The sequence below is a fragment of the Rhizobium aouanii genome (genome assembly GCF_037002925.1).
GTDB lineage: Bacteria > Pseudomonadota > Alphaproteobacteria > Rhizobiales > Rhizobiaceae > Rhizobium > Rhizobium aouanii.
The window spans coordinates 97,587-122,078 of record NZ_JBAMYD010000020.1 but is presented as its reverse complement, the minus strand read 5'-3'; the positions used below and the strand labels follow the sequence as shown (position 1 = coordinate 122,078).

At 62.5% G+C, this 24,492-nt stretch carries 21 protein-coding genes; 11 read left to right on the top strand and 10 right to left on the bottom strand.

Translation table 11 applies throughout. The features are described 5' to 3' along the window. Window positions 1-5: 5 nt before the first annotated feature. Together V8P77_RS29315 and V8P77_RS29310 are read right to left on the bottom strand one after the other, a co-directional pair. Complete coding sequence (locus V8P77_RS29315) at window positions 6-467, bottom strand: carboxymuconolactone decarboxylase family protein (RefSeq protein ID WP_335915653.1); 462 nt, start codon at window positions 465-467, stop codon at window positions 6-8. Window positions 468-489: 22 nt separating this feature from the next. After that, window positions 490-990, bottom strand: coding sequence for an RrF2 family transcriptional regulator (locus V8P77_RS29310; protein WP_335915652.1), 501 nt, complete (start codon window positions 988-990; stop codon window positions 490-492). A 132-nt stretch (window positions 991-1,122) separates the two neighbouring features. On the opposite strand from V8P77_RS29310, the gene V8P77_RS29305 reads away from it, so the two are divergent. The 3 genes from V8P77_RS29305 to pdeM are packed head-to-tail and all read left to right on the top strand — an operon-like array spanning window position 1,123 to window position 5,111. Continuing rightward, window positions 1,123-1,755, top strand: coding sequence for a YitT family protein (locus tag V8P77_RS29305; RefSeq protein WP_335915650.1), 633 nt, complete (start codon window positions 1,123-1,125; stop codon window positions 1,753-1,755). Between the two features lie 47 nt (window positions 1,756-1,802). Then, complete coding sequence (locus tag V8P77_RS29300) at window positions 1,803-4,313, top strand: ligase-associated DNA damage response DEXH box helicase (RefSeq protein ID WP_335915648.1); 2,511 nt, start codon at window positions 1,803-1,805, stop codon at window positions 4,311-4,313. Window positions 4,314-4,373: 60 nt separating this feature from the next. Then, complete coding sequence (gene pdeM / locus V8P77_RS29295; protein WP_316028772.1) at window positions 4,374-5,111, top strand: ligase-associated DNA damage response endonuclease PdeM; 738 nt, start codon at window positions 4,374-4,376, stop codon at window positions 5,109-5,111. Window positions 5,112-5,142: 31 nt separating this feature from the next. Here the strand turns inward: pdeM and V8P77_RS29290 are convergent, their stop codons facing one another. From V8P77_RS29290 to V8P77_RS29265, 6 genes are all read right to left on the bottom strand, one after another. Further along, on the bottom strand, window positions 5,143-5,724 hold the full coding sequence (locus V8P77_RS29290; protein ID WP_335915647.1) for a transglycosylase SLT domain-containing protein: 582 nt from the start codon (window positions 5,722-5,724) through the stop codon (window positions 5,143-5,145). A 275-nt stretch (window positions 5,725-5,999) separates the two neighbouring features. Beyond that, window positions 6,000-6,557, bottom strand: coding sequence for a dihydrofolate reductase family protein (locus tag V8P77_RS29285; protein WP_335915645.1), 558 nt, complete (start codon window positions 6,555-6,557; stop codon window positions 6,000-6,002). A gap of 208 nt (window positions 6,558-6,765) precedes the next feature. Beyond that, window positions 6,766-7,566 carry a TIGR02186 family protein gene (locus tag V8P77_RS29280; RefSeq protein ID WP_335915644.1) on the bottom strand — a complete coding sequence of 267 codons (801 nt, stop codon included), beginning with the start codon at window positions 7,564-7,566 and terminating at the stop codon, window positions 6,766-6,768. After that, window positions 7,566-8,489, bottom strand: coding sequence for a sulfite exporter TauE/SafE family protein (locus V8P77_RS29275; protein ID WP_335915643.1), 924 nt, complete (start codon window positions 8,487-8,489; stop codon window positions 7,566-7,568). The genes V8P77_RS29280 and V8P77_RS29275 overlap by 1 nt, the downstream gene beginning before the upstream one ends. A gap of 513 nt (window positions 8,490-9,002) precedes the next feature. After that, window positions 9,003-12,779, bottom strand: a complete 3,777-nt coding sequence (locus V8P77_RS29270; RefSeq protein WP_335915642.1) for a peptidoglycan-binding protein — start codon at window positions 12,777-12,779, stop codon at window positions 9,003-9,005. Window positions 12,780-13,377: 598 nt separating this feature from the next. Continuing rightward, the gene (locus tag V8P77_RS29265; RefSeq protein ID WP_335915641.1) at window positions 13,378-14,079 is read right to left on the bottom strand and encodes an SDR family NAD(P)-dependent oxidoreductase; all 702 of its coding nucleotides are present in this window, start codon (window positions 14,077-14,079) and stop codon (window positions 13,378-13,380) included. A 267-nt stretch (window positions 14,080-14,346) separates the two neighbouring features. On the opposite strand from V8P77_RS29265, the gene V8P77_RS29260 reads away from it, so the two are divergent. From V8P77_RS29260 to V8P77_RS29240, 5 genes are all read left to right on the top strand, one after another. Beyond that, entirely contained in the window at window positions 14,347-16,143 is a 1,797-nt protein-coding gene (locus tag V8P77_RS29260) for an acyl-CoA dehydrogenase C-terminal domain-containing protein (RefSeq protein WP_335915639.1), read from the top strand. Between the two features lie 100 nt (window positions 16,144-16,243). Then, complete coding sequence (locus V8P77_RS29255) at window positions 16,244-17,452, top strand: acetyl-CoA C-acetyltransferase (RefSeq protein ID WP_003545264.1); 1,209 nt, start codon at window positions 16,244-16,246, stop codon at window positions 17,450-17,452. A 2-nt stretch (window positions 17,453-17,454) separates the two neighbouring features. Then, a complete protein-coding gene (locus tag V8P77_RS29250; RefSeq protein ID WP_335915637.1) occupies window positions 17,455-17,838 on the top strand; it encodes a cupin domain-containing protein in 384 nt (127 codons plus the stop codon). Between the two features lie 15 nt (window positions 17,839-17,853). Then, window positions 17,854-20,067 carry a 3-hydroxyacyl-CoA dehydrogenase NAD-binding domain-containing protein gene (locus V8P77_RS29245; RefSeq protein WP_335915636.1) on the top strand — a complete coding sequence of 738 codons (2,214 nt, stop codon included), beginning with the start codon at window positions 17,854-17,856 and terminating at the stop codon, window positions 20,065-20,067. A gap of 269 nt (window positions 20,068-20,336) precedes the next feature. Further along, window positions 20,337-20,546, top strand: a complete 210-nt coding sequence (locus V8P77_RS29240; RefSeq protein WP_003545273.1) for a cold-shock protein — start codon at window positions 20,337-20,339, stop codon at window positions 20,544-20,546. 417 nt (window positions 20,547-20,963) lie between these two features. On the opposite strand, the gene V8P77_RS29235 is transcribed toward V8P77_RS29240, so the two are convergent. Next, window positions 20,964-21,464, bottom strand: a complete 501-nt coding sequence (locus V8P77_RS29235) for a MarR family winged helix-turn-helix transcriptional regulator (RefSeq protein ID WP_335915633.1) — start codon at window positions 21,462-21,464, stop codon at window positions 20,964-20,966. 55 nt (window positions 21,465-21,519) lie between these two features. On the opposite strand from V8P77_RS29235, the gene V8P77_RS29230 reads away from it, so the two are divergent. Beyond that, entirely contained in the window at window positions 21,520-21,924 is a 405-nt protein-coding gene (locus V8P77_RS29230; RefSeq protein ID WP_335915632.1) for a GFA family protein, read from the top strand. A 116-nt stretch (window positions 21,925-22,040) separates the two neighbouring features. Continuing rightward, window positions 22,041-22,484, top strand: coding sequence for a YybH family protein (locus V8P77_RS29225; RefSeq protein ID WP_335915630.1), 444 nt, complete (start codon window positions 22,041-22,043; stop codon window positions 22,482-22,484). A gap of 6 nt (window positions 22,485-22,490) precedes the next feature. Here V8P77_RS29225 and V8P77_RS29220 read toward each other — a convergent pair whose 3' ends face one another. Next, a complete protein-coding gene (locus V8P77_RS29220; RefSeq protein ID WP_335915629.1) occupies window positions 22,491-23,693 on the bottom strand; it encodes an MFS transporter in 1,203 nt (400 codons plus the stop codon). Window positions 23,694-23,830: 137 nt separating this feature from the next. Here V8P77_RS29220 and V8P77_RS29215 point away from each other — a divergent pair, with 137 nt between their 5' ends. After that, window positions 23,831-24,388 (top strand): TetR/AcrR family transcriptional regulator, encoded by a 558-nt coding sequence (locus V8P77_RS29215; RefSeq protein WP_335915628.1) that lies wholly within the window; start codon window positions 23,831-23,833, stop codon window positions 24,386-24,388. The last annotated feature ends 104 nt before the right edge of the window (window positions 24,389-24,492 follow it).

Here is a 24,492-nt window from a genome sequence, read left to right as displayed (position 1 = left end):
AAGCCTCAGGCTGCTTTCTGCGCCGCATCGAGCGGATGCTGCGAGCGGAAGCCGACAGCCAGCCGGTTCCAGATATTGATCGCGCCGATCGCCACCGTAATCTCAGTCATCTCCTTCTCGGAGAAATGTACCTTCAGCGCCTCGTAATCGGCATCCGGCGCGCCTGTTTTGGCGATATTGGTCACCGCGTCGACCCAGCCGAGCAGCGCCCGTTCGCGGGCATCATAGACCGGCGATTCCCGCCAGACGCACATCAGGTTGATCCATTGTTCGGAGAGCCCATCATGGCGGGCTTCCTTCACATGCATGTCGACGCAATAGGCACAGCCGTTGATCTGCGAAGCGCGCAGCTTGATCAGGTGGATGAAGCGGCGCTCCAGCCCGGAGGACTGGACATATTGCTCGATCGCGGCGACTGCCTTGTAGGCATCGGGAGCGGCTTTGGCGAAGTTGAAACGTGGTTGCATGCTCTTTCTCCTTTGTTGCGGCTCAACGAGCCGTCTTGCGTTCATGGATTTCAAGGAAGGCGCAGCCTCTAGCTGCGATCGATCCGTCGTCGACGGCGGCAAGTTCGATTCCGATATCGGCCAGGCTCGTCTTGGCGAGTTCGGCGCGGTAGACTTGTTCGGCTTTGAGCATCGCCGCGTTGATGGTGCAGGGCTTGGCGAACAAGCGATCGGAGACCGGGTTCGGTCCGCGCTGGCGGATTTCGGCGCAACGGAACGCCGGTGCAGATCCCTCGACCGCGAGCACGATGTCGAGCAGCGAAATCTCCTTCGGCGCTTTTGCCAGCCGATAGCCACCCTTCGGACCCGGTACGGTATCGAGAATGCCGGCGCCCGACAGTGCCTGCAGATGCTTCAGCAGATAGCTTGTCGAGACGCCGTGGAATTCTGCCAGCGCGGCCGCCGACAGCACGCCGCCTTCGGAAAGGCCGGAAAGCATCGCAACGCTGTGAATGGCCTGCTCGACCCCATCGCCCATCTTCATGCACCTGGCCTCCTCAATTCGTGGATAAAAAATATCCACGATTAAGCCGGGAGTCAAGAGGCGTCCTTGCTGCTTGCCACTTGCCTTTATCCTGACCCCGGATAGAAGACGAAAAGCCGACAGGGGAACAACATGGCAGCCAACGCTTTTGCAGGCCTTCTGAATTCCAGCGCCGATCGTCACTCGCTCTTCGACGACGCTCAGGGCATCGTCGCCGGCAGCATGCTCGCCGTGCTTGGCGTAACGCTTCTCTCCGGCGCGGGGCTGCTTGCCGGCGGCACGGCGGGTTTAGCCTTCCTCGCCCATTATGCGACAGGCTTCAGCTTCGGCCTCTGCTTCTTTGTCGTGAACCTGCCCTTCTATTATCTCGCCTTCCGCCGCTTGGGTCTCGCCTTCACCATCAAGACCTTCGCCGCCATCGCGCTGACCTCGGTCCTGTCCGAATTCGTTTCGGGTTTCATCAGCATGGCGCATGTCGATCCTATCGCCGGTGCGCTCTTCGGCGGCCTCGTCATCGGCGCCGGCATGCTGGCGCTCTTCCGCCACCGCGCCAGCCTCGGCGGCATCGGCATTCTCGCCCTCTATATCCAGGATCGCTTCGGCTGGCGCGCCGGCTTCGTCCAGCTCGGCTTCGACGGCATCATCCTGGCGCTCTCCTTCTTCGTCGCAAGCCCCTTCATCATCGCCTGCTCCGTGCTCGGTGCGATCGTTCTCAACCTCACAATCGCCATCAACCACCGCAAGGACCGCTATATCGCCATGTAAAGGCTCGCGGCTCTTCTTTTTCCCCTGCATTTCACTACCTTCCAGGCGTGGACCAGATCGATTCCGAAGCCCGTGCCCTGCTGCCTGCCGCCTTTACCCGCTGGTTTGCGGAAAAGGGCTGGCGACCGCGCGTCCATCAGCTGGAGCTGCTTGCCCGCGCCGAGGCGGGCGAAAGTACGCTGCTGATTGCGCCGACCGGCGCCGGCAAGACGCTCGCCGGTTTCCTGCCCTCGCTCACCGATCTCACCCGCCGCGGCAAGATCCCGCCGGGCTCCGCCTTCACCGGCATCCACACGCTCTATGTCTCTCCGCTGAAGGCGCTTGCCATCGATATCGAGCGCAATCTGATGAAGCCGGTCGAGGAGATGGGCCTGCCTGTCACCGTCGAAAACCGCACCGGCGATACGCCCAACGCCAAGCGCCAACGCCAGAAGCTCAACCCGCCGGATATTCTGCTGACGACGCCGGAACAGGTCGCCCTGCTGCTGGCGAACCGGGAGGCCGAGCGCTTCTTCAAGGATCTGAAATATATCGTCCTCGACGAGTTGCATTCGCTGGTCACCTCCAAGCGCGGCCACATGCTTTCGCTGGGCCTTGCCCGCCTGCGTCGCCTTGCCCCCGGTCTCAAGACGATCGGCCTCTCCGCCACCGTCGCCGAACCGATGGATCTGCAGAAATGGCTGGTCGGCCAGGAAGAGGGTAACGAACATCATGCCGGCCTCGTCGTCGTCGAAGGCGGCGCCAAGCCCGATATCTCGATCCTGTCGACCGAGGAGCGTATTCCCTGGTCCGGCCATTCCGCCCGATATGCCATTCCCGACGTGTACCGCCAGCTTGTCGAACACCGCACGACGCTGCTCTTCGTCAACACCCGCAGCCAGGCCGAGATGCTTTTCCAGGCGCTCTGGACGATCAATGACGACAACCTGCCGATCGCGCTCCATCACGGCTCCCTCGACGTCACCCAGCGCCGCAAGGTCGAGGCGGCGATGGCCGAAAACCGGCTGCGCGCCGTCGTCGCCACCTCCACCCTCGATCTCGGCATCGACTGGGGCGATGTCGATCTCGTCATTCATGTCGGCGCGCCGAAGGGCGCCTCGCGTCTTGCCCAGCGCATCGGTCGCGCCAACCACCGCATGGACGAGCCCTCGAAGGCGATCCTCGTGCCGGCCAACCGTTTCGAGGTCATGGAGTGCCAGGCTGCCCTCGATGCCAATTATATAGGCGCGCAGGACACCCGGCCGGTCGGCCGCGGCGCGCTCGATGTGCTCGCTCAGCATGTGCTCGGCATGGCCTGCGCCGAACCTTTCGACATGTTGGACCTCTACGATGAGGTCATCAGCGCCTCGCCCTATGCCGATCTGAGTTGGGAGACCTTCGAGCGCGTCGTCGATTTCGTCGCGACCGGCGGTTATGCGCTCCGCACCTATGAGCGTTACGCCCGCATCCGCAAGACAGCGGAGGGCCGTTGGCGCGTCTCCAATCCGGCAGTTGCCCAGCAATACCGTCTCAACCTCGGCACCATCGTCGAGAGCCCGATGCTGAATATCCGCATGGTCAAGCGCGGCGAGGGCGGCAGGATCGGCCGCGGCGGCGCCACGCTGGGGAAGGTCGAGGAATATTTCCTCGAGCAATTGTCGCCGGGCGATACCTTCGTCTTCTCCGGCAAGGTGCTGCGCTTCGAGGGCATCCGCGAAAATGAGTGCCTGGCGTCGCAGGCCTTTTCGCTCGATCCGAAGATCCCCTCCTACAATGGCGGCAAGTTTCCGCTGTCGACCTATCTCGCCGAGCAGGTGCGGGCGATGATCGCCGATCCCGATCGCTGGCGCCACCTGCCGGATCAGGTGCGCGACTGGCTGTCGCTGCAGGACGACAAGTCGATGCTGCCGAAGCGTGACGAGTTCCTGATCGAAACCTTCCCGCGCGGCAGCCGCGCCTATATGGTCGCTTATCCCTTCGAAGGCCGTCTTGCCCACCAGACGCTCGGCATGCTGCTCACCCGCCGGCTGGAGCGGATAGGCGCCAAGCCCCTCGGTTTCGTCGCCACCGATTATTCGCTGGCCATCTGGGGCCTCGAGGATATGGGGCTGATGATCGGCAATGGCCGGCTCAGCCTCTCCGACCTCTTCGACGAGGACATGCTCGGCGACGATCTCGAAGCCTGGCTGGACGAATCCTTCCTGTTGAAGCGCACCTTCCGCAATTGCGCCGTGATTGCAGGCTTGATCGAGCGCCGCCATCCGGGCAAGGAAAAGAGCGGCCGCCAGATCACCGTCTCCGCCGATCTGATCTACGACGTGCTGCGCAGCCACGAGCCCGATCACATCCTCTTGCAGGCGACGCGGCAGGATGCGGCGACGGGACTTTTGGATATTGGCCGCCTTGGCGATATGCTGAGGCGAATCAGGGGCCACATCACCCACCGCGCCCTCGACCACATCTCCCCTCTCGCCGTGCCGGTGATGCTGGAGATCGGACGCGAGGCGGTGCCGGGCGAGGCCCATGATGCGCTGCTGGCCGAAGCGGCGGACGATCTGATCGCCGAAGCGCTCGCTTGACGAGAATCGGGCCTGGTGAGAATTAGGGCCCGACGATTTAGGCCTGACGACGATTTGGGAATGACGACCGTGATGAACCGCCTGGCGCTGGCGCGCGACATATCAGGACTGGCCGCGATGCCGGGCATCGAGACATCGGTCCATGGCATTGCCGCCGTCTGCGATCCGCTCGGCGCCCTCTATCTGCCGGATGCCGGTCTGCTCGTTGTTTCCGACCTGCATCTGGAAAAGGGCGCAGCCTTTGCGCGCCGCGGCATGATGCTGCCGCCTTACGATACGCTGGCGACGCTGACCGTGCTGGCCGCCGTCATTTCCCGCTATAACCCGAAGCTCGTCATTTCGCTCGGCGACAATTTTCACGACCGCATCGGTTCCAAGCACCTGCCGGAGAATTTTCGCGCCCTGATCGTCGAGATGGCGCGCGGCCGCGAATGGATCTGGATCAATGGCAACCATGATCCGGATGGCATCGTCGATCTGCCGGGCACATCTGCCGATGAGATGCATTATGCCGGCCTGACCTTCCGGCACGAGCCGAAGAACGGCTTGCAGAGCGGCGAAATCGCCGGCCACCTGCACCCGTCGGCGACCGTGCGCCGCCGCGAGAAATCCGTCCGCCGCCCGTGCTTTGCCACCGACGGCGCCCGCCTGCTGATGCCGGCCTTCGGCGTCATGAGCGGCGGTCTGGATCTCGGTCACCAGGCGATGAAGGGTCTGTTCGACAAGGCTTTGCTGGTGGCGCATCTGCTCGGCAAGGATCGGATTTATTCGGTCAGGTACGGGAATTTGTGGGGATAGCGCCGTCATATTTGGACGGAACCACCTAAACTCAATCGCACTCCTGCAACTGCCGCTGATACGTCCCTGCCATCCGCGCAAACTTCTGCGCCGTCTGCTGTAATTGCCCGTTCGAGCGCCAGTCGCCGCGTTTGTACCCTGTCGGACCGGAATAATAGGCAAGATAGAGATTATAGGCATCGTTCAGCGGAATGCCGGTCTCCTTACTGTTCTGATAGTGATACCAGCCGATGAAATCGATCGCATCGGCGAAGTTCGCCCGCCGCGCCGTCCAGTTCCCCGTCTGCGACTGGTAGTGATCCCAGGTCCCGTCGAGTGCTTGCGAATAGCCGTAGGCCGTCGAAGGCCGGGTCCAGGGAATGAAGCCGAACAGCTTGGTGCGCGGCGGCCGCGCATAGGGCTGGAAGCCGGACTCGGTATACATCGTCGCCATCAGGATCGGCACGGGCACGCCGTACTTCTTCTCCGTCCGTTCGGCGGCGCTCTGCCAGCTGGAGAAGAGCCCGTCGCGCTCGTCGAAGACGGCACAGATGTTCCTCGTCTGCTTCGGCGCCGTCGCGCAGCCGGCAAGCAACGCGAGACCCACGGCCGTCAGAACGATACGAGTACGCATGACAAAACCTCTCGTTTTCGAGAGATTACTAACTCGTAAATATTAAAAACCGGTTTTTAGTCGAATGCGAACTTCCCTCTAGCCGGCACCGGCCCCTCATCCGCCTGCCGGCACCTTCTCCCCGTAAACGGGGCGAAGGGGGCATGCCGCACCCTCTCTGTTCCACGCTCCACCTCTCACAGGGCACGTCCCCTCTCCCCGTCAGAACGGGGAGAGGGTTAGGGTGAGGGGCAGCCATCGGAAACGGCCGCCGCTTCATCACATAATCCCATCCACTACGCTTTGACGGGTTCGTAGCGGAGGATCACCGCGCCGCCTTCCGTCGTCGAGGATTCGATGAGCTTTAGCGGCACCTGGTCTTCGGCAGGCTTGAAAAGCGCGTTACCTCCGCCGAGGATCACCGGCACCAGGCAAACCCTGATCTCGTCGATAAGGCCCGCCTTCAGCAGAGTGTCGGCAAGCTCGGCGCTGCCGAAGATGAAGATCGTCTTGCCGTCCTCCTGCTTCAGCCGCGTCAATTCGGGGATCGGATCGCTGACGACGCGGGCATTGTTCCAGCCGGGCTCGCTCATCGTCCGCGACACGGCAATTTTGGCGATGCCGTTCATATAGGCCTTGATCTCACCTTCGCCCTCGGCAGTCGGCCAATAGGAGGCCATGCCCTCATAGGTCTTGCGGCCAAACACCAGCAGATCGCCCTCCCTGCCGAATTGTTCGGCATAGCGCTGCAGCTCGGGCCCCCAGGCGAAATTGTGGAAGTCGATATCCCAGGGCTTCGTGCCTTCGAAATAACCATCGAGCGTCATCAGGTTCCATACAACAAGCTTTCTCATTTCCATCCTCCTTCTGAATTGTCATCCATCTTGAAACTGGTTTTGTTCAGCAACTGGTTGAAAGCTAGATCGACTGATAGCAAAATGCAAGCGGTTTTTAGGAAAACGGATGAACAGCGTTAAAAGGTCCGGGCAAGCAGCTCCCGCGCAGCGGGCTCGACGCCTGATCTAGGTAATAGGAAGAAATGGAGTACCGCCCCCTTGGCGATCAGTCCTTGCGGAAGATCAGGCTGGCACCCCAGCCGGTGATGACGGCGAGCAGCACGGCCGCAAAGCCATAGAGGATCGGCTGCTCATGCGCCGCATCGGTGATCGTCTGCTCGATGCCGGTCTTGATGACCCGCAGCGGCAACGATTTTTCGGTGACGAAAAGGCCGCTCTTGAAGAGGTAGGCGCGTACGGTGTGCACCCCGTTTGGAATGTTTGCCGGCAGGCGCAGGCTCGCCTTGAACAGGTTGGAGGAAACGAACCGCACGCCGCTCGGGTTGCGGTCATAGAGCCCGCCGCCCTGCTGCAGCCGCCGAAAAGCCTCGCGGAACTCGCCGAGATTGCTGCCGTCGCCGACGAAGCCGACCGGCGTCAGCGGAATGTGGTCGATGCCGATCCCTTGATCAGTCAGGTCTAGCGGCGTCACCACGTCGTCGATCATACGTGAACTCGACATCGAATAGGAATGCGGCACCGCTTCGAAGGTCATCGAGCGGGTGTTCACCCAGATGCCGAAGACGCGTTCCTTCCTGCGCACCGTCGCATCCTCGCGCGGGCCTTCCAGCACCACGACCACGTCATACTGGCCGACCGCGAGCAGCAACTGGTCGGTGTTCGAGAGCGCCCCGAAGATGGTCAGATCCGCGCCGTGGAAATCCGAGGTGATCGCGATTTCGCTGGTCGACGTGCCGATTTCCAGCCCTTCACGCACCGCTTCCGTTGCCTGCCCCGGTAGCCACTGCGCCGCGGCTACCGCCGGCAGCAGGAAAAGCAAGGCGATGACGGCGGCAACCATGCGCATCAGTTGCCCGCTCCCATCACCACCGAATAGACGTCGGCCGGCGTCACCACCAGCGCGACTGCCAGACGCACGCCGACGGCGAGCACCAGCAGGCCGAGTAGGGCGCGCAGCTGCTCGCCGCGCAGTTTTTGGCCGACGCGCACGCCGTATTGCGCCCCAATCACACCCGCCACCATCAGGATGAAGGCGAGCACGATGTCGACGGAAAAGTTCGTCGCCGCCTGCACGATCGTCGTATAGGCGGTCACGAAGATGATCTGGAACAGCGAGGTACCGACGACGACATTGGTCGGGATGCGCAACAGGTAGATCATCGCCGGCACCATGATGAAGCCGCCGCCGACACCCATGATCGAGGTGAGGATTCCGATCGCAAACCCGAGTGCCACGATCGGAATGACGCTGAGAAAGATCTTTGATTTCTTGAAGCGCACCTTCAGCGGCAGCTTATGCACCCAGTGCTGGTGGCCGGGCTTGCGCGGTGCGGGCGGCTCGTTGCGCGCTGCCCGTCGCATGGCATTGATGCTTTCGAGCAGCATCAGTCCGCCGACGGTGCCGAGGAAGATGACATACATCAGTGAGATGATGAGATCGAGCTGGCCGATGCGGCGCAACAGCGAGAAGATCCAGATGCCGACCGTCGCACCCGCGAGGCCACCGACCAGCAGCACCGTCCCGAGCTTGACGTCGAGCGAGCCGCGCCTGAAATGCGAGATCGCGCCAGATATCGACGACGCCACCACCTGGTTGGCGCCGGTCGCAACTGCGACAACCGGGGGAATGTTGTAGAAGATCAACAGCGGCGTTATGAGAAAACCGCCGCCGACGCCGAACATTCCAGACAGGAATCCGACGGCCGCCCCCATGCCGAGAATGATGAAGATGTTCACCGACAATTCTGCGATGGGCAGATAGATTGTCACAGCCGACCCCGAATGATGACCGCTCCTGCCGGGCGGTTTCTTGTCACGTCCCCGTTCGAATGCGCACCATACTGTGAAATCGTTGCCAGAGGCTTTCGATCGGCCCCGTGATTAGCCATAGAGATTGACGGAGAGATCGGTGGCAGAGGATTCGCCGGATGCGCGGATCGATATGTCCGGGCATAATCCGGCTTTTTTCAGGTTTTGTGACAGGCGAGGGCAAAATTGAAAAAAGCCTTGCGGCATAGTGCCGCCAGGCCGGATTGCTGACAAAATCGGCCGACGTCTCTTTCGCCACGCTTGGGCTCGTAGTCCGGCTCGCGCCATGGCTGGGCCGCCCCTCACCCTAACCCTCTCCCCGTAAACGGGGCGAGGGGACGTGCCCCGCGCAAGGTTGGTGGGGACGGAGAGGGTGCGGCATATCCCCTTCGCCCCGTTTACGGGGAGAAGGTGGCGGCAGCCGGATGAGGGGCAGGCGGCGATCTCCTATGTCGACGATAACGCCGCTACGCCTCAGATTGCCTTGCTGCCCTGCTTGTTGCGTTCGAGCAGCGCCTTCACGGTCGCGTCGGTCACCTTGCCGTCCGGCTCCTGGCCGACGGACTTCTGGAAGTTCTTGATCGCGGTCACGGTCTTGGCACCCATTTCGCCATCCGGCACGCCGGCGTCGAAGCCGTTATTGTTGAGGATCGCCTGGATGTTGCGGATCGCCTTCTTCATGTCGACGCTCGCCGTCTTCAAGCCGGTGCCGGCCCATTCGTCGGGGATGTCGATGGCGTTCGTGCGGTGGTCGACCGGCTCCGCCTTCCAGAGATCGGCCTTGGCGCGCGCCCGTTCGAGCTGGTCGGGCTTCATGGCTTTGGCCACTTCGTCGCGCTTCTGCGCCGCATCCTTGTCGCCGCCCTTGGCGGCGATCGCAAACCATTTGTAGGATTCTTCGAGATCCGCCGGAACCCCGTTGCCGCGCGCGCAGAGGATCGCCAGGTTGAACTGGCTGTCGGTGATGCCGAGGTTCGCGGCCTTGGTGAACCACGAGGCGGCCGTCGCATAATCCTGCTGGCCGAGGGCGCCGGAGGCGTAGAGCACGGCAAGATTGTGCATGGCGCTGGCATTGCCCTGGTTTGCCGCTTGCTCGTAAAAACCCTTCGCCTTGGCAATGTCGCGTTCGACGCCGTTGCCCTTTTCGTACATGCTGCCGAGCCGATATTGCGCAGGCGCAAAGCCTTTGTCGGCCGCAATCTGGTACCAGCCTGCGGCCTGCTTCTGATCGACCGTCATGCCGTTGCGGCCGTCGGAATAACGCGCGCCGATCTCGAACAGCGCCAGCGCATCGCCGCCGCTCGCCGCATCGGCAAGCGATTTCGGCTGGACGGTGTCGGGAATGGCGATGGCCGGTGCGGGCGCTGCCGCAGCCGGGGCGTTCGCAACGAAGCCCGATGTCTCCTGTGCCGCACCCGACGGACCGGGAGGGGCAAAGGTCGCAGCCCCTTCGCCGTCAAGCGGCGTCATATCGGTCAGATGGTCGCCGCCGATCGGTGGGGTTGCTTCCGGCTGCGCCTGTTCGGCGGCGGGCGGTACAGCTTCCGCTGCCGGAGCGGTCGTTCCGAGAGCGGCGGCATCCGGCTGGGCAGGTGTCGCGTCAGGCAAGGCCGGCGGCGGATTTTCCGCGCCGGTCAGCGCCGAAACTTCTGCTTGCGGCTGCGGCGCGCGCTCGCCGCTTGTCAGCGTTCGGGCCAGCGGAAAGGCCATGATGGCGAGCAGCACGGCGCCGACCGCCAGCAGAATCGGTCGCCGGTAGCGCGAAAAGGCGCTGGTCTTGCCCGTTTTGTCGGAAGCCTTGCCGGCCTTTACGCCCTTCTTGTCGGCCTTGCCGACTGCCTGCTTCGGATTGGCATCCACCTCCATCGCGGCTGCTTGCGCCGCACGGCGCGCAGCAGCGATATAATCGGCGCGATCGGTTTCGCCGGCAGGTTTGCCGCGTGCCGCACTCTGGCTGGCACGAACCCGTTCAAGGATCTTCTTTACGTCAGGCGCGCCCGAACCGGGCTCGAGCAGTTCGTTTGCCGCATCGGTCGGCACCACGTCGGTGGGGTCAATCGACGGCGCGGGGTCGATCATCGGACGTTCGGTCGCCCGGCTCTCGGCCTTCTTGCCGGGCAGCAGCCGCTTGCCGAGGCTGGCGAGCAGGCTGGCCTTTGCCGGTGTCTGTGTCCCTGCCGATGTCGCTGCTGTCTCCGTTGTCCTGGTCGCGGCTTCGATGGCGATCGCGCTCGTTCCGCTCATGGCGGCGGCTTGCGCCGGGGCGGCAGGTTCGGCGGCGACCTCGGCCGTCCGGATAACAGGAGAAGCCTTCGCTGCCGGGGCAGGGGCCGGCGTCCTGTTCATCTCGGCTTCGGCCACCATCAGCGCATAGGGATCGACATCGAAATCGACGTCGGCGACCGGCATCTGGGCGGCCGGCCGGCCGCGATCTTCCATGCCGTCGAGCCGGTCGGCGATATGCACCAGCGTCTCGTGCAGCGCCTGGAAAGTCTTGTGCGTACGCTCCTCGCTGTCGCGGCTAAGATCCTCGAGGTGACGAAGATCCTCAGCCAACGCCGTCAGCGCCGACATGTCGGCGGCAGGCATGACACCCTGCGGGCCGCCATGGCGTGAATAGGCCTCGACGACGGCCTCTGCCGCCTGGCGTGCCGCCTCGATGATATATTCGTCGCTCGTCGCCATATAATCTTCGATCGCGCCCATGCGCCGGTCGAATTCGGGAGGTATCGCAGCGCTTTCGCGCGGCGCGCTCATCAGTGCCGAAAGATTGGCGATCTGGTCTTCGAGGTTCTTCAGCGCGTGCGGATCGGTCGGCGCTGCCGATGTACTCTCTTCGAGCCGGGCGGCAATGTCGCTCAGCCGTCCTTCGAGACGCCGGAAGGCGCCGTCGTCGGCCACCGCGGCCGGCGCCTGCTGCTGATCGGCCATCTCGTCGATGCGCCGGGCGAGATGGTCGAGCCGCTGCGCCAGCACGTCGTTGACGGCGCCGTTCTCAAGCGCGTCGATCTTGCGGGAAATGTCGGAAAGCGTGCCGGTAAGGTCGGGCTGCGGCGCCGTCTCCTGCGTGCGCTCCAGCAGATAGGAAAGATGTTCCAGCCGTTCGTCGAGCCGCGACGTCGATTCCGCCTTCGTCAGTTCCTCGACGCGTCCCGTCAGCGCCTCCAGCCGCATCGCCAGCTCGTCGGCCGGGTTCACGCGGCTGGCCGCATCATGGCTCATCAGGTCGATCTGGTCGGCGAGCGCCGCAAGCCGGCTTTCCAGCCGCTGCATCAGGCCCGGATCATTCGCAGTGGCGGTGCGGCCGCTTGCCGCGATTGCCCGGCTGATCTCGTCGAGCCGTATGTCCATGGCCGCGAACTGTTCGGACATGACCCGGTCGTGCGGCTGGATCATATTGCCGAAATGCTCCATCGCCGTGGCGATCGAGATGAGCTTGTCTTCCAACGCCCGAACAGCCGGGCTTTCGCCCATGCCGCCGATATGGCGCTTGATATCGTCGAGCCGATAGGCGAGCGAAACGAGCTCTTCCTGCAACCCCTCGGTATCGAGCGCCGCAAGCCGGTTTTCGAAGCCATCCCAGCGATTTTCCAAATGGCGCAGCGAATCTTCGCGCGCCAGCCCGTCCATCAATGAGCGCAGCTCTTCGAAATCCTCGCGCAGGCCGGCGGCCTCCGGTGCGGCGGAGCGGCCGGTCAGCTGGGTGATGCTCTGGGCCAGGCGGCCCATATCGGCGCGCATGTCGTCGGCGAAGCGGCCGTCTCCGGCATTTGTCTTGATGTCGCGCAGCTCGGCGCGCAGCGCGTTCATCTCGCGGGTGACGCCCTCGGAAATGTCGCGCTTCAGGTCTTGCCGCAGATTGACGAGCGCCTGGGCGATCTCCGTCATCGTGTCGTCGCCGGCGCGCAAGGCGGGTGCGGGTACTGGGGCGGCGCCCCGCGGCGTCGATTCACGAAGCTGCGGGGCCTGCTCGCGTGCGTAAGGCCGTTCGCGGCTGGCTTCGAGCGCGCGCTGGCGTTGACGGATTTCGGCGAGCGGATCCGGCCGAGGCTCGGACGGGACCTTTGTGGGCCGGGGAGCATGGGAAGCGGCATAAGGATCGCGCTCGGCCGCTGCCGTGCGCGGCCGCTGTTCGCGCCCGCTGCCCATCAGCCCTTCGATTCGCGCCTCCAGCCCTTCGATCGTGCGGTTCAGCGCATCGAGCGAGGTCCTGTCGGACTGTCGGGAAGGATTTGATCGCGATCCGTTCATCTTCTTGCTCGCTTCGACTGCTCGACCTCTCGTCAGAGCTCGATCTTTGGCTTTTCCTCTGCAGCCCGCGTGTTTGCGCGGACGGGAGCGCACCATTCATAAGACGATAGTCAATTAGACTTTCCTCAAGCTGAACGTGTAGCGGCATCCTAAGGGAACGCGAGACGGGGGAAAGGATGCGGATCACTACTGCTCAATCCGCACCTTTCACGAAACGTGGTAAACAAGCCGTTAATGCCGATGAGAATTTTTTAACGTTTGTGTTCCAAACGCCGTTTTTGGCGGCAATTGCCGTTCAGTTCGTCAGATCGAATGCCGCTCGCGCGATCAGGCCGGACGCGGATATTGCAGCTCGGTCTTCACCCCTTCAGGGCCGTAGACCAAGACCTGGCCGAGACCGGTGTCGGGAATATCGTAAGTAGCGATAGCCGCCCGCCTTGATGCACTCTTCCAGGAAACCGATCATCTGAGGCGCATCGCGTGGATCGATCGTGACATGGTCCAGGGCGGCATCAGTGTCCTCCCAGCCAGCGTTGCCGGCAAAGCCTAGCCCGTTGAGCTTTCAGAGAAAGTTACTTTGTCCGCCTCCAGCGGAGGCTCAGAAGCTCTCCGTCCAGGGCCGAACTTCCACTTCCAGCGACCATGCGCTGCGGTGCTGGCGAAGCACATCGAGATAGGTCTGGGCGATCGCATCCGGCAGCAGCGTGCCATCCGGCTTCTCCACCCGGTCCGGCCGGATCTGCGAGCGCACCGCGCCGTCGATGACGAAATGCGCGACATGGATGCCCATCGGCCCGAGTTCGCGGGCGGCACTCTGGGCAAGACCGCGCAGCGCGAACTTGCCCATCGCGAAGGGGGCCGATTGCGCAAAGCCCTTCACGCTTGCCGACGCGCCTGTCATGAGGATGGCGCCGCGGCCGCGCGGGATCATCCGCCGCGCCGCCTGCTGCACCACCAGGAAACCGCCGAAAGCAGTGGTCGCAATCGCCTTCTCGACCTCGGCGGGATCGAGTTCGGCGAGCGGGCCGCGCTGACGCGCGCTGGCATTGAAGATCACCACGTCAGGCCCGCCGATTGCGCCAGCGGCCTCTTCGAAGAGTGCCGCGACGCTCGCCGACTGCGAGACGTCCGCAACAAATGCCTTTGCGCCCGTCTCCTCCACCAGCGCCTCGAGCTTTTCGATATTGCGGGCGGCGAGCCCGACCTTGACGCCTTGCGCCGACAATTGCCGGGCAAGCGATGCGCTGATGCCGGAGCCCGCGCCGACGATAAGCGCGCTCTCATAGGGAAAGTCGGTCATGATGTCTTCCTCGATGGATCGTCCCACAGACGTAGGACGTCGGAACGACCTGCGCTACTGCTCGGCCGACACTTCGTTCTGCGATGGACAAGGAAGATGAGATGGCGTCTGTTCCTCCAGCGGTTCATCGCGGCGGATTCGTGCTCTCGAATTTTTAAGAAAAGACGGCACAAGCGCAAAATTTGACGTTTACGCAAACGTCAATATTTTGTAAGACAGTCGCAAGGCCGTCGCGATCCGGTCAGTCGAATGGGAGGAATTTGAGAGATGCCAGTCTACAAGGCCCCGGTGAACGATACGCTTTTCGTCCTCAACGACGTACTGGGTCTCGAGCGCTACAACAATCTGCCGGGTTTTGCCGACGCGACTCCCGATATGATCGAAGCGATCCTCGGCGAGGCCGGCAGGGTTGCCGAAGAAGCTCTCTTTCCGCTGAACTATTCCGGCGATCAGGAAGGCTGCACGCGTCACGAGGATGCAAGCGTCTCGACGCCGAAGGGCTTCAAGGAAGCGTATAAAGCCTATCGCGACGGCGGCTGGATCGGTCTTGCGGTGCCGGAGGAATTCGGCGGTCAGGGGCTTCCCTATACGCTGCATACCGCCGTCGGCGAATATACCTCGGCCGCCAACATGTCGCTGATGATGTATCCGGGCCTGACGCAGGGCGCGATCGCCGCACTCCTCGTCCACGGCTCCGATGAGCAGAAGGCCACCTATCTGCCGAAGATGGTGGACGGCACCTGGTCCGGCACCATGAACCTCACCGAGCCGCATTGCGGCACCGATCTCGGCATGCTGCGCACCAAGGCGGTGCCGCAGGCTGACGGCAGCTACAAAATATCAGGCCAGAAGATCTTCATCTCTGCCGGCGAGCACGACCTCACCGACAATATCATCCATCTGGTGCTGGCCCGTATCGAGGGTGCGCCTGAGGGCACCAAGGGCATCTCGCTCTTCATCGTTCCGAAATTCCTCGTTGGCAAGGATGGCGCGCCCGGCGCCCGCAACGCTGTCTCCTGCGGCGCCATCGAGCACAAGATGGGCATCCACGCCAACGCCACCTGCGTGATGAATTACGACGAGGCGACCGGCTTCCTGATCGGCGCCGAAAACCGCGGCCTCAACGCCATGTTCGTGATGATGAACGAGGCCCGCCTGATGGTCGGCCTGCAGGGCATCGCCATTTCCGAGATAGCCTATCAGAACGCCGCCAGCTATGCCCGCGACCGTATCCAGGGTCGCTCGCTGTCCGGTCCTAAGGCGCCGGACAAGAAGGCCGATCCGATCATCGTCCATCCGGATATTCGCCGCACGCTGATGACCATCCGCGCCTTCAACGAGGCCGGCCGCGCCTTCCTGCTCTGGACCGCGCTCAAGTCTGATATCGCCCACCGCGCTAGCGACGAGAAGGAGCGCCAGACGGCTGACGATATTCTCGGCCTCGTCACCCCGATCCTCAAGGGTGTGATGACCGACAAGGGCTTCGATCATGCCGTCATGGCCCAGCAGGTCTTCGGTGGCCACGGCTATATCGAAGAACACGGCATGAGCCAGTATGTGCGCGATGCCCGCATCGCCATGATCTATGAAGGCGCTAACGGCATCCAGGCGCTCGATCTCGTCGGCCGCAAGCTGGCGCTGAACGGCGGCCGCGCCGCCATGGCCCTCTTCAAGGAGATCGGCGATTTCTGCGAGGAGAACCGCAGCAACGAAAAGCTCTCCTTCTTCACCAAGCATCTGAAGAAGGGCTTGAACGACGCCCAGGGCGCGACCATGTGGTTCATGCAGAACGCCATGGCCAAACCCGACAATGCCGGCGCCGGCTCGACCGACTACATGCACCTCTTCGGCCTCGTCATTCTCGGCTATATGTGGGCGAAGATGGCCAAAGCCGCCGAGGACGGCCTTGCGTCAGGCGATGCCGCCCGCGAGGATTACCTGAAGAACAAGCTGGTCACCGCCCGCTTCTTCATGGAACGCCTGATGCCGGAAACCGCGCTTCGCAAGGCCCGCATCGAAGCCGGCGCCGACACGATGATGGAACTGGCAGCCGAAGCGTTTTGAGCCGGTTCTCCCTCCCCCTTGTGGGGAGGGCTGGGGAGGGGTCTTATCTCCTCCTTCCAAGATTTGAGGCAAGATAGATTGCCATCAGGGAGATGAGACAATGACCGAGGTTTTCATTTACGACCACGTGCGTACGCCGCGCGGCCGCGGTAAGAAGGACGGCGCCCTGCATGAGGTGCCCTCCGTCCGCCTCGCGGCAAAGACGCTGGAGGCGATCCGCGAACGCAACGGGCTCGATACGGGCACGGTCGACGACATCATCATGGGCTGCGTCGATCCGGTCATGGATGCCGGCGCCGTCATCCCCAAGGCTGCTGCCTTCGAAGCCGGTTACTCCACGAAGGCGCCCGGCATGCAGATTTCCCGCTTCTGCGCCTCCGGCCTCGACGCCGTCAATTTCGGTGCCGGCAAGATCGCCCAAGGGGCCGACGATATCGTCATTGCAGGCGGCGTCGAAAGCATGTCGCGCGTCGGCCTCGGCATGTCCGGCGGCGCCTGGTTCATGGATCCTTCGGTGAATTTCCCGGCCTATTTCATGCCGCAGGGCGTCTCGGCCGATCTGATCGCCACCAAATACGGCTTCAGCAGAACCGATGTCGACGCTTACGCGGTCGAGAGCCAGAAGCGTGCCGCCCATGCCTGGGAAAAGGGCTGGTTCGACAAGTCAGTCATCCCCGTCAAGGATCAGAACGGCCTGACGATCCTGGCAAAGGACGAGCATATGCGCCCCGGCACCGATATGCAGGCGCTCGCCTCCCTCAATCCGTCCTTCCAGATGCCCGGCGAGATGGGCGGCTTCGAGGCCGTCGGCATCCAGGCCCATCCCGAGATCGAGCGCATCAACTATGTCCATCATGCCGGCAATTCCTCCGGCATCGTCGATGGTGCCAGCGTCGTCCTGCTTGGTTCCAAGGCGGGCGGTGAGAGCATGGGCAAGAAACCGCGCGCCCGCATCAAGGCTTTCGCCAATATCGGCTCCGATCCGGCGCTGATGCTGACCGGACCCGTCGACGTCACCGAGAAGCTGTTGAAACGATCAGGCATGAACCTTGCCGATATCGACCTCTTCGAATTGAACGAAGCTTTCGCTGCCGTGGTGCTGCGCTACATGCAGGCCTTCGACATCGACCATGACAGGATCAACGTCAATGGTGGCGCCATCGCCATGGGCCATCCGCTCGGCGCCACCGGCGCGATGATCCTCGGCACGGTGCTCGACGAACTTGAACGCCGCGACCTCAACACCGCGCTGGTGACGCTCTGCATCGGCGCTGGCATGGGCACGGCAACGGTTATCGAAAGGGTCTGACGATGGGCTTCAACACCGGCACGATCGAAACCGAATATGCCGAGGTCACCGAGCACTGGTCGCCCCGCGTCATCGCCGATCTCAACGGCCAGAGCGTCAAGCTCGCCAAGGTCCAAGGCCAGCTCGCCTGGCATTCGCACCGCGACGAGGACGAGCTTTTCCTCATCTGGAAGGGGTCGCTGACCATCGAATATCGCGACCGCCCGCATGTGCATCTCAAGGCCGGCGATTTTCACGTCGTGCCGAGGGGTGTCGAGCATAATCCTGTTGCTGAGGAGGAATGCTGGATCATGCTTTTCGAGCCGTCGCTGACCAAGCATACCGGCGATGTCGTCACCGAAAAGACGAAGACCTTAGACGCGCAGCGCAGCCATTTGCCGGCCTGATCGGGAGGAAACCCAATGACCTACACCAATTTCACGCTCGAAACCGACGCCGACGGCATCGCTCTCGTCACCTGGGACATGCCCGGCAAATCGATGAACGTCTTCACCGCCGAGGTGATGGAAGAGCTGAACGCGATCATCGACGCGACCACGGCTGACGCCGCCGTCAAGGGTGTCGTATTCACCTCCGGCAAATCCTCCTTCTCCGGCGGCGCCGATCTGTCGATGATCAAGTCGATGTTCAGCTCCTATCAGGATGAAAAGGAAAAGAGCCCGCAAACGGCCGTGCAGAACCTCTTCGGTCTGGTCGGCCGCATGAGCGGCCTGTTCCGCAAGCTCGAAACATCGGGCAAGCCCTGGGTTTCCGCCATCAACGGCACCTGCATGGGCGGCGCTTTCGAACTGTCGCTCGCCTGCCACGGCCGCGTCGCCTCCAATGCCAAGAGCGTCAAGATCGCACTGCCCGAAGTGAAGGTCGGTATCTTCCCCGGTGCCGGCGGCACGCAGCGTGTGCCGCGGCTGGCGAACGCCCAGGATGCGCTGCAGATGATGACGACGGGCCAGTCGCTGACCGGCTCCCGCGCCAAGGCGATGAACCTCGTGCATCAGGTGGTCGAGCCGGATCAGCTCATCCCCGCCGCCAAGCAGATGATCAAGGACGGCCTCAAGCCAGTCGCCCCCTGGGACGAGAAGGGCTTCAAGGCGCCCGGCGGCGGCATCTGGACGCCGGCCTCTGCCCAGCTCTGGCCGGCAGCTCCGGCGATCCTGCGCAGGGAAACATCGGGCAATTATCCGGCAGCGCTTGCCATCCTGAAATGCGTCTACGAAGGCCTGCAGGTGCCTTTCGACACCGGCCTGAAGATCGAGCAGCGTTATTTCACCGAGGTGCTGCAGACCCGCGAAGCCTTCTCGATGATCCGTTCGCTGTTCATCTCCATGCAGGAGCTCGGAAAAGGCGCCCGCCGCCCGGCAGGTCATGCGAAGACCGAGCTGAAGCATGTCGGCGTCGTCGGCGCCGGTTTCATGGGCGCCTCGATTGCTTATGTCACCGCCGCCGCCGGCATTCCAGTGACGCTGATTGATCGCGACATCGAAGCGGCGACCAAGGGCAAGACCGTCTCCGAAGGTCTGGTCAAGGATTCTGTCGGTAAGGGACGTCTTACGCAGGATGAGGCAGCTGCACTGCTCTCCCGCATCACGCCCTCGGCAGACTATGCCGACCTCGCCAATGCCGACCTCGTCATCGAGGCGGTGTTCGAGGATCGCGAGGTGAAGAAAGCGGTCATCGAGGCGGTGGAAGCCGTGCTGCCGGAAGGTGCGGTCTTTGCCTCCAACACCTCGACCCTGCCGATCTCAGGTCTCGCCAAGAATTCGAAACGCCCGGTCGATTTCATCGGCATCCACTTCTTCTCGCCTGTCGAGAAGATGATGCTGACCGAGGTCATCCTCGGAAGCGACACCGGCGACAGGGCGCTGGCTGTTGCTCTTGACTATGTCGCAGCCATCAAGAAGACGCCGATCGTCGTCAACGACACCCGCGGCTTCTTCGTCAATCGTTGCGTGCTGCGCTACATGTCGGAAAGCTACGACATGCTGATCGAGGGTGTGCCGCCTGCAATGATCGAGAATGCCGCCAAGATGGCCGGCATGCCGGTCGGTCCGCTGGCGCTGAACGACGAGGTCGCCATCGACCTCTCGCTGAAGATCCTCAAGGCGACGGTCGCCGATCTCGGCGAAAAAGCCATCGACCCCAGGCATATGGAACTCATCTCCCGCATGGTGGAAAAGGAGGGTCGCTTCGGCCGCAAGAATTCCAAGGGCTTCTACGACTACCCGCCGAAACCGGCGAAGAAGTCCCTCTGGCCCGACCTCAAGACCCTCTATCCGCAGAAGCCGGCGGATGAGGTTGACGTCAACGTCCTCAAACAGCGTTTCCTCGTCACCATCGCGCTGGAAGCCGCCCGCACTGTGGAGGAGGGCATCGTCACCGATCCGCGCGAGGCGGATGTCGGTTCAATCCTCGGATTCGGCTTCGCGCCCTATACCGGCGGGGCACTGAGCTATATCGACGGGATGGGTGCGAAGGCTTTCGTGGAACTGGCTGAAAAGTTAGCCGCTGCTTACGGAGGTCACTTCAAGCCGACGCCGCTGCTGAAGGACATGGCCGCCAAGGGCGAGACGTTTTACGGTCGGTTCGACCCCTATGCGAAGATGGGGAAGGCGGCTTAGGTTGCCTTTACTATCCTGCCGCGGGGCAGAGGGGGCGGCCACGGCACGACGTCAAAGATTCCCCCATCAGCCCGAGTCGACTTTCCCTTGCTGCGGCCTTGTCACGGACACAATTTCCGATTACATATCCGCGCATCGATCTTGCTAGATGAACTTTGAAACGGCCTTTGTGTCGTTCCTGGCGAACTTCCTCCAAAATCGGTTTTCATCGCCGCTCGGCATTTATTTGAGCTGCAATCTTCTATGAACGATTCGAAAAGGATATCGTCATGAGCACAGGTACCGTAAAGTGGTTCAACGCAACCAAGGGCTTCGGCTTCATTCAGCCGGATGACGGCGCAGCCGACGTTTTCGTCCACATCTCCGCCGTTGAACGCGCTGGCATGCGCGATCTCAAGGATGGCCAGAAGCTGTCTTACGAGCTCGTCCGCGACAACAAATCCGGCAAGATGTCGGCAGACCGCCTCCAGGCGGCCTGAGCCTTCAAGGCTCTAAATATCATCTCCGGATCGTGACCACGGATGTACTGGCACGGTTCGTTGAGATAGCAGGGAAGGTCGGGTAACCCCGGCCTTTTTTTGTGTCTGGTTGGCTGATGTTGTGCCCGATTGGCGGAGTAGCCGGCATCGCCTTGGGAAATAGATCGTGCCGTGTAAGCCCCCTCTGCCCTGCCGGGCATCTCCCCCACAGGTGGGGAGATCACAGTGGCTTGAACTTCGTATCCATCTATCGTTTCGTCGTGCTGGACGCCGATTGTTTGGGGAAGCCAGTGAGCCCAGCCAATCTCCCCACCTGTGGGGGGATGCCCGGCAGGGCAGAGGGGGGCGGCCACGGCATGACCTTAGAGAATCGTTCGTTTCGCCAAGCCGAGTGCGTAGCTAACGACAACAAATCCCTCAACCGCCTGCCGCCTCGCCACCCTCCAGCATCTCCATGACTCGCGTCATCACCGAGCGTGCCGCATCGAGCTCGGCTGACGTGAACGCGGCGCCCAGCCCGTCGGCCCAACCGGCTTGCGCGATCTCGATGACACCCAGCCGCGCCGCTCCTTCTTCCGTCAGGCGGACCAGCTTGGCGCGCTGGTGCTGCGGGTTGTCGGCATAGGCGATCAGCCCTTCACTCTCCAGCACGTCGGCAAGCCGCTGCACGCCCTGGCGGGCGAGGCCGAGCGCGCGGGCGATCTGCGCCACCGACATGCCGCCGCGTCGTGCCGCGGCCAGCACCTGCCAGCGCGCGCTCGTCTGTCCCGCCGGCTTTGCCAACTGGTCGCCCGCCGCCGTCAGATGACCGGCGAGGCGAAGGGCGGTGATTGCGAAAGCGGAAAAGGCATCCCCCTCCATCGTCCGCTCCGGCCGATTTTGTTTGACAATATGTTGTCGATTTTGTATCTCATCCATAATGACAACATATTGTCATATATGGATAGCGAACGCAACGCCGGAGGAGAGCGCCGTGAAGAAAACCTACAGAGGAAGCTGCCATTGCGGCAAAGTGCACTACGAGGTGGACATGGATCTCGAGGCAGGCACCGGCCGCTGCAATTGTTCGATCTGCGCCAAGCGCCGCTATTGGGGCGCCAACGTCAAGCCGGAGGATTTCCGGCTGATGTGCGACCAGGCGGAAACGTCCGACTATCAGTTCAACACCATGAGCGGTCATCACCGCTTCTGCCGCACCTGCGGTGTGCCGGCCTATGGCGACGGTTATGTCGAAGCGATCGGCGGCGCCTATGTCTCGATCAACATCGCCTGCCTCGACGATATCACCCCTGAGGAACTGGCAGCACTGCCGGTCCGTTATGCCGATGGCAGGCACGATGCCTGGTGGAACGAACCGGCGGTGACGAGTTATCTCTGAAGCAATCCAGCAAAACTGTGCAGCAGTTTTGCTGGATTGCGCAAACGGAAATGCATCCATGTCGAATTGCCGTCCTCCCATTCGTCCTATGTCCATAACGGAAAAGGAGAACGATCGTGAAAGACGAAGCGAATGTCAGGGTCGAGGAAGAGGCGATCATCGCCATGCTGATGATGCGGGCCAAGGCGCTGGGCGAAAAAAACGCCAAGGATGCGCTTTCCTACGAGACCGAGGATGAGATCGAATTTTCGCTGGCGCCGCCGCTGGTCTACTACGGCAAGGACGAGGCGGGCCTTCAGGCTTGGTTCGATACCTGGGAAGGCCCGATCGGCGGCGATGTGCGCGATGCCAGGCTGACGGTTGGTGAGGATGTGGCTTTCTGGAGCGGCCTCACGCGCATGACCGGGACTAAGACCGATGGCGCCGTCGTCGATCTCTGGTTTCGCCAGACCCTCGGCCTCGTCAAGCAGGATGGCCGCTGGCTGGTTGCCCATCAGCACGCCTCTGTGCCCTTCGCCATGGATGGCAGCGGCCGGGCGCTGCTCGATCTCAAACCGTGAGGAATGTCAGGCAGCACTCTCCGCGATCTTCCGCCGGTCGGCGCGAATGCTCATCAATCCGACGCCCATCAAAAGCAGGATCGCCGTCGCATAGATATCCGTCGTCAATGCGTAACCGGCCGACTTTGCCAGGAACCCGGCCAGGATCGCCGGCAGGCTGAAGGCGAGGTAGCTCTGGACGTAGAAGGCCGACAGCAGCCCGGCCCGCTCGTCCGGTTTGGCGAGCGGCATAATGGTGCCGATCGAACCGAGGAAATTGGTGCCGAAACCGGCGCCGGTGAAAATCGTGCCGATCAGCAGCAGCGGCACATTGGCGAGATGCACGCCGGCAACGACGGTCAGGATGCCGATCGCCTTGGCCGACACGCCGAAAGCCAGATTGGCCGATGCCGTCTTGCTGCGCCTGAGATAGACGGCGATTGCCCCGCTCACCATCAGCGCGGTGACGACGGCCCCGCCTGTCAGCGGCGCTTGGCTGCCGGTCGTGCTGGCGACCAAGGACGGGACCAGCGAGAGATAGAACCCGGCAAGCGTCCAGTTGGCGATATTGATCGGCGTCACCAGCGAGAGCGGCCGCTTCACCTGCTTGGGAATGGTGACCCGCGGTATCAGCGAGCCGAGAGCGCCCGGCCGCGTGCCACCGGTCTCGCCTGTCAGCCAGATGGCGGCGGCCTGCAGCGTGAAGGCCAAGAGCAACAGCGCATAGACCAGATGCATCGGGAAGGGGCCGTATTGGATCAGGGCGCTGGTGCCGACCGCCCCCACCGCCATGCCGCAAAGGGGCGCGATCGAATTGACGATCTGTCCCTTTGCCCGGTCGACATCGACGAGCGCCGCTCCGATCGAGGCGCCGGCGATCCCGGTCGCCAGCCCCTGCACGATCCGCGCTGCGATCAGCCAGCCGGGACCGCTTGCGACGACGAAAAGGCCCATGGCGACGATTTCGAGCACCAGGGAGAAAAAGATCACCGGCTTGCGGCCGAGATGATCCGAGATCGAACCGGCGATCAGCAGCGCCGCCAGCAGCGCGAAGGCATAGACCGCAAAGATCACCGTGATCAGCACCGGTGAGACGGAGAAGTTTTCCTGATAGATCCGGTAGAGCGGCGTCGGCGCCGCGGAGGCGGCGAAGAAGGTCGCGAGCGTCAGCGCATGAAAGCCGATCGAGGGGCGCGACGAATTCTCGGTGGATTTGGCTGCGGCGAACATATATAAGCCCCTTAAAGCTAAGCCGTTGCGTTAGCTTAGATAGAGCCGCGGCTTTATAAAAGCAAATTATTTGCGTTAATAGTTCTGTCAAAGATTTTGAACCATCGGTGCCAGGGAGAGAAAGTCGGGTTTCGTGCATGACAGTGAAAGAGAATCTCCGTCCGGGCGGCAGAAGCGCCCGAGTCCAGGCATCGGTGCACAAGGCGGTCCGTGAGCTGATGGCCGAGATGAGCCGCGCCGACGTGACGATCCCGCTGATTGCAGGCAAGGCGGGGGTGACGCCGTCGACCATCTATCGCCGCTGGGGCGACCTGCAACAGCTTCTCGCCGATGTCGCCGTCGATCGGCTGCGGCCGGATATGCAGCCGGTCGATGCTGGCAGCGGCAAGGCCGATCTTCAAGCCTGGGCCGAGCAATATGCCGAGGAAATGTCCTCCGGGCCGGGCCGCGAGATGATCCGCGACGTGCTGGCGGCGCAGGCGGGCGCGAACGCCTGCAAATGCGCTGAATTTACCCGCCAGCAGATCGGCGTCATCGCCGAGAGGGCAAAGGCCCGCGGCGAGGTCTTTCCGGATGTCGAGCGCGTCATGGACCAGGTCGTGGCGCCGATCATATACCGCATCCTGTTTGGCGACGTGCCGGCGACAAGGCGCGTACGTGATCTTGTTGCGCGTGTCATGAGCGCGACGGACTAGAGCAATCCCAGCAAAAGTGCGTAGCGGTTTTGCGTCCGGAATTGCGTGAAAACAAGAAGATAGAGCATCTCCGTGTTTCGGAAAAAAACGGAGATGCTCTAAGT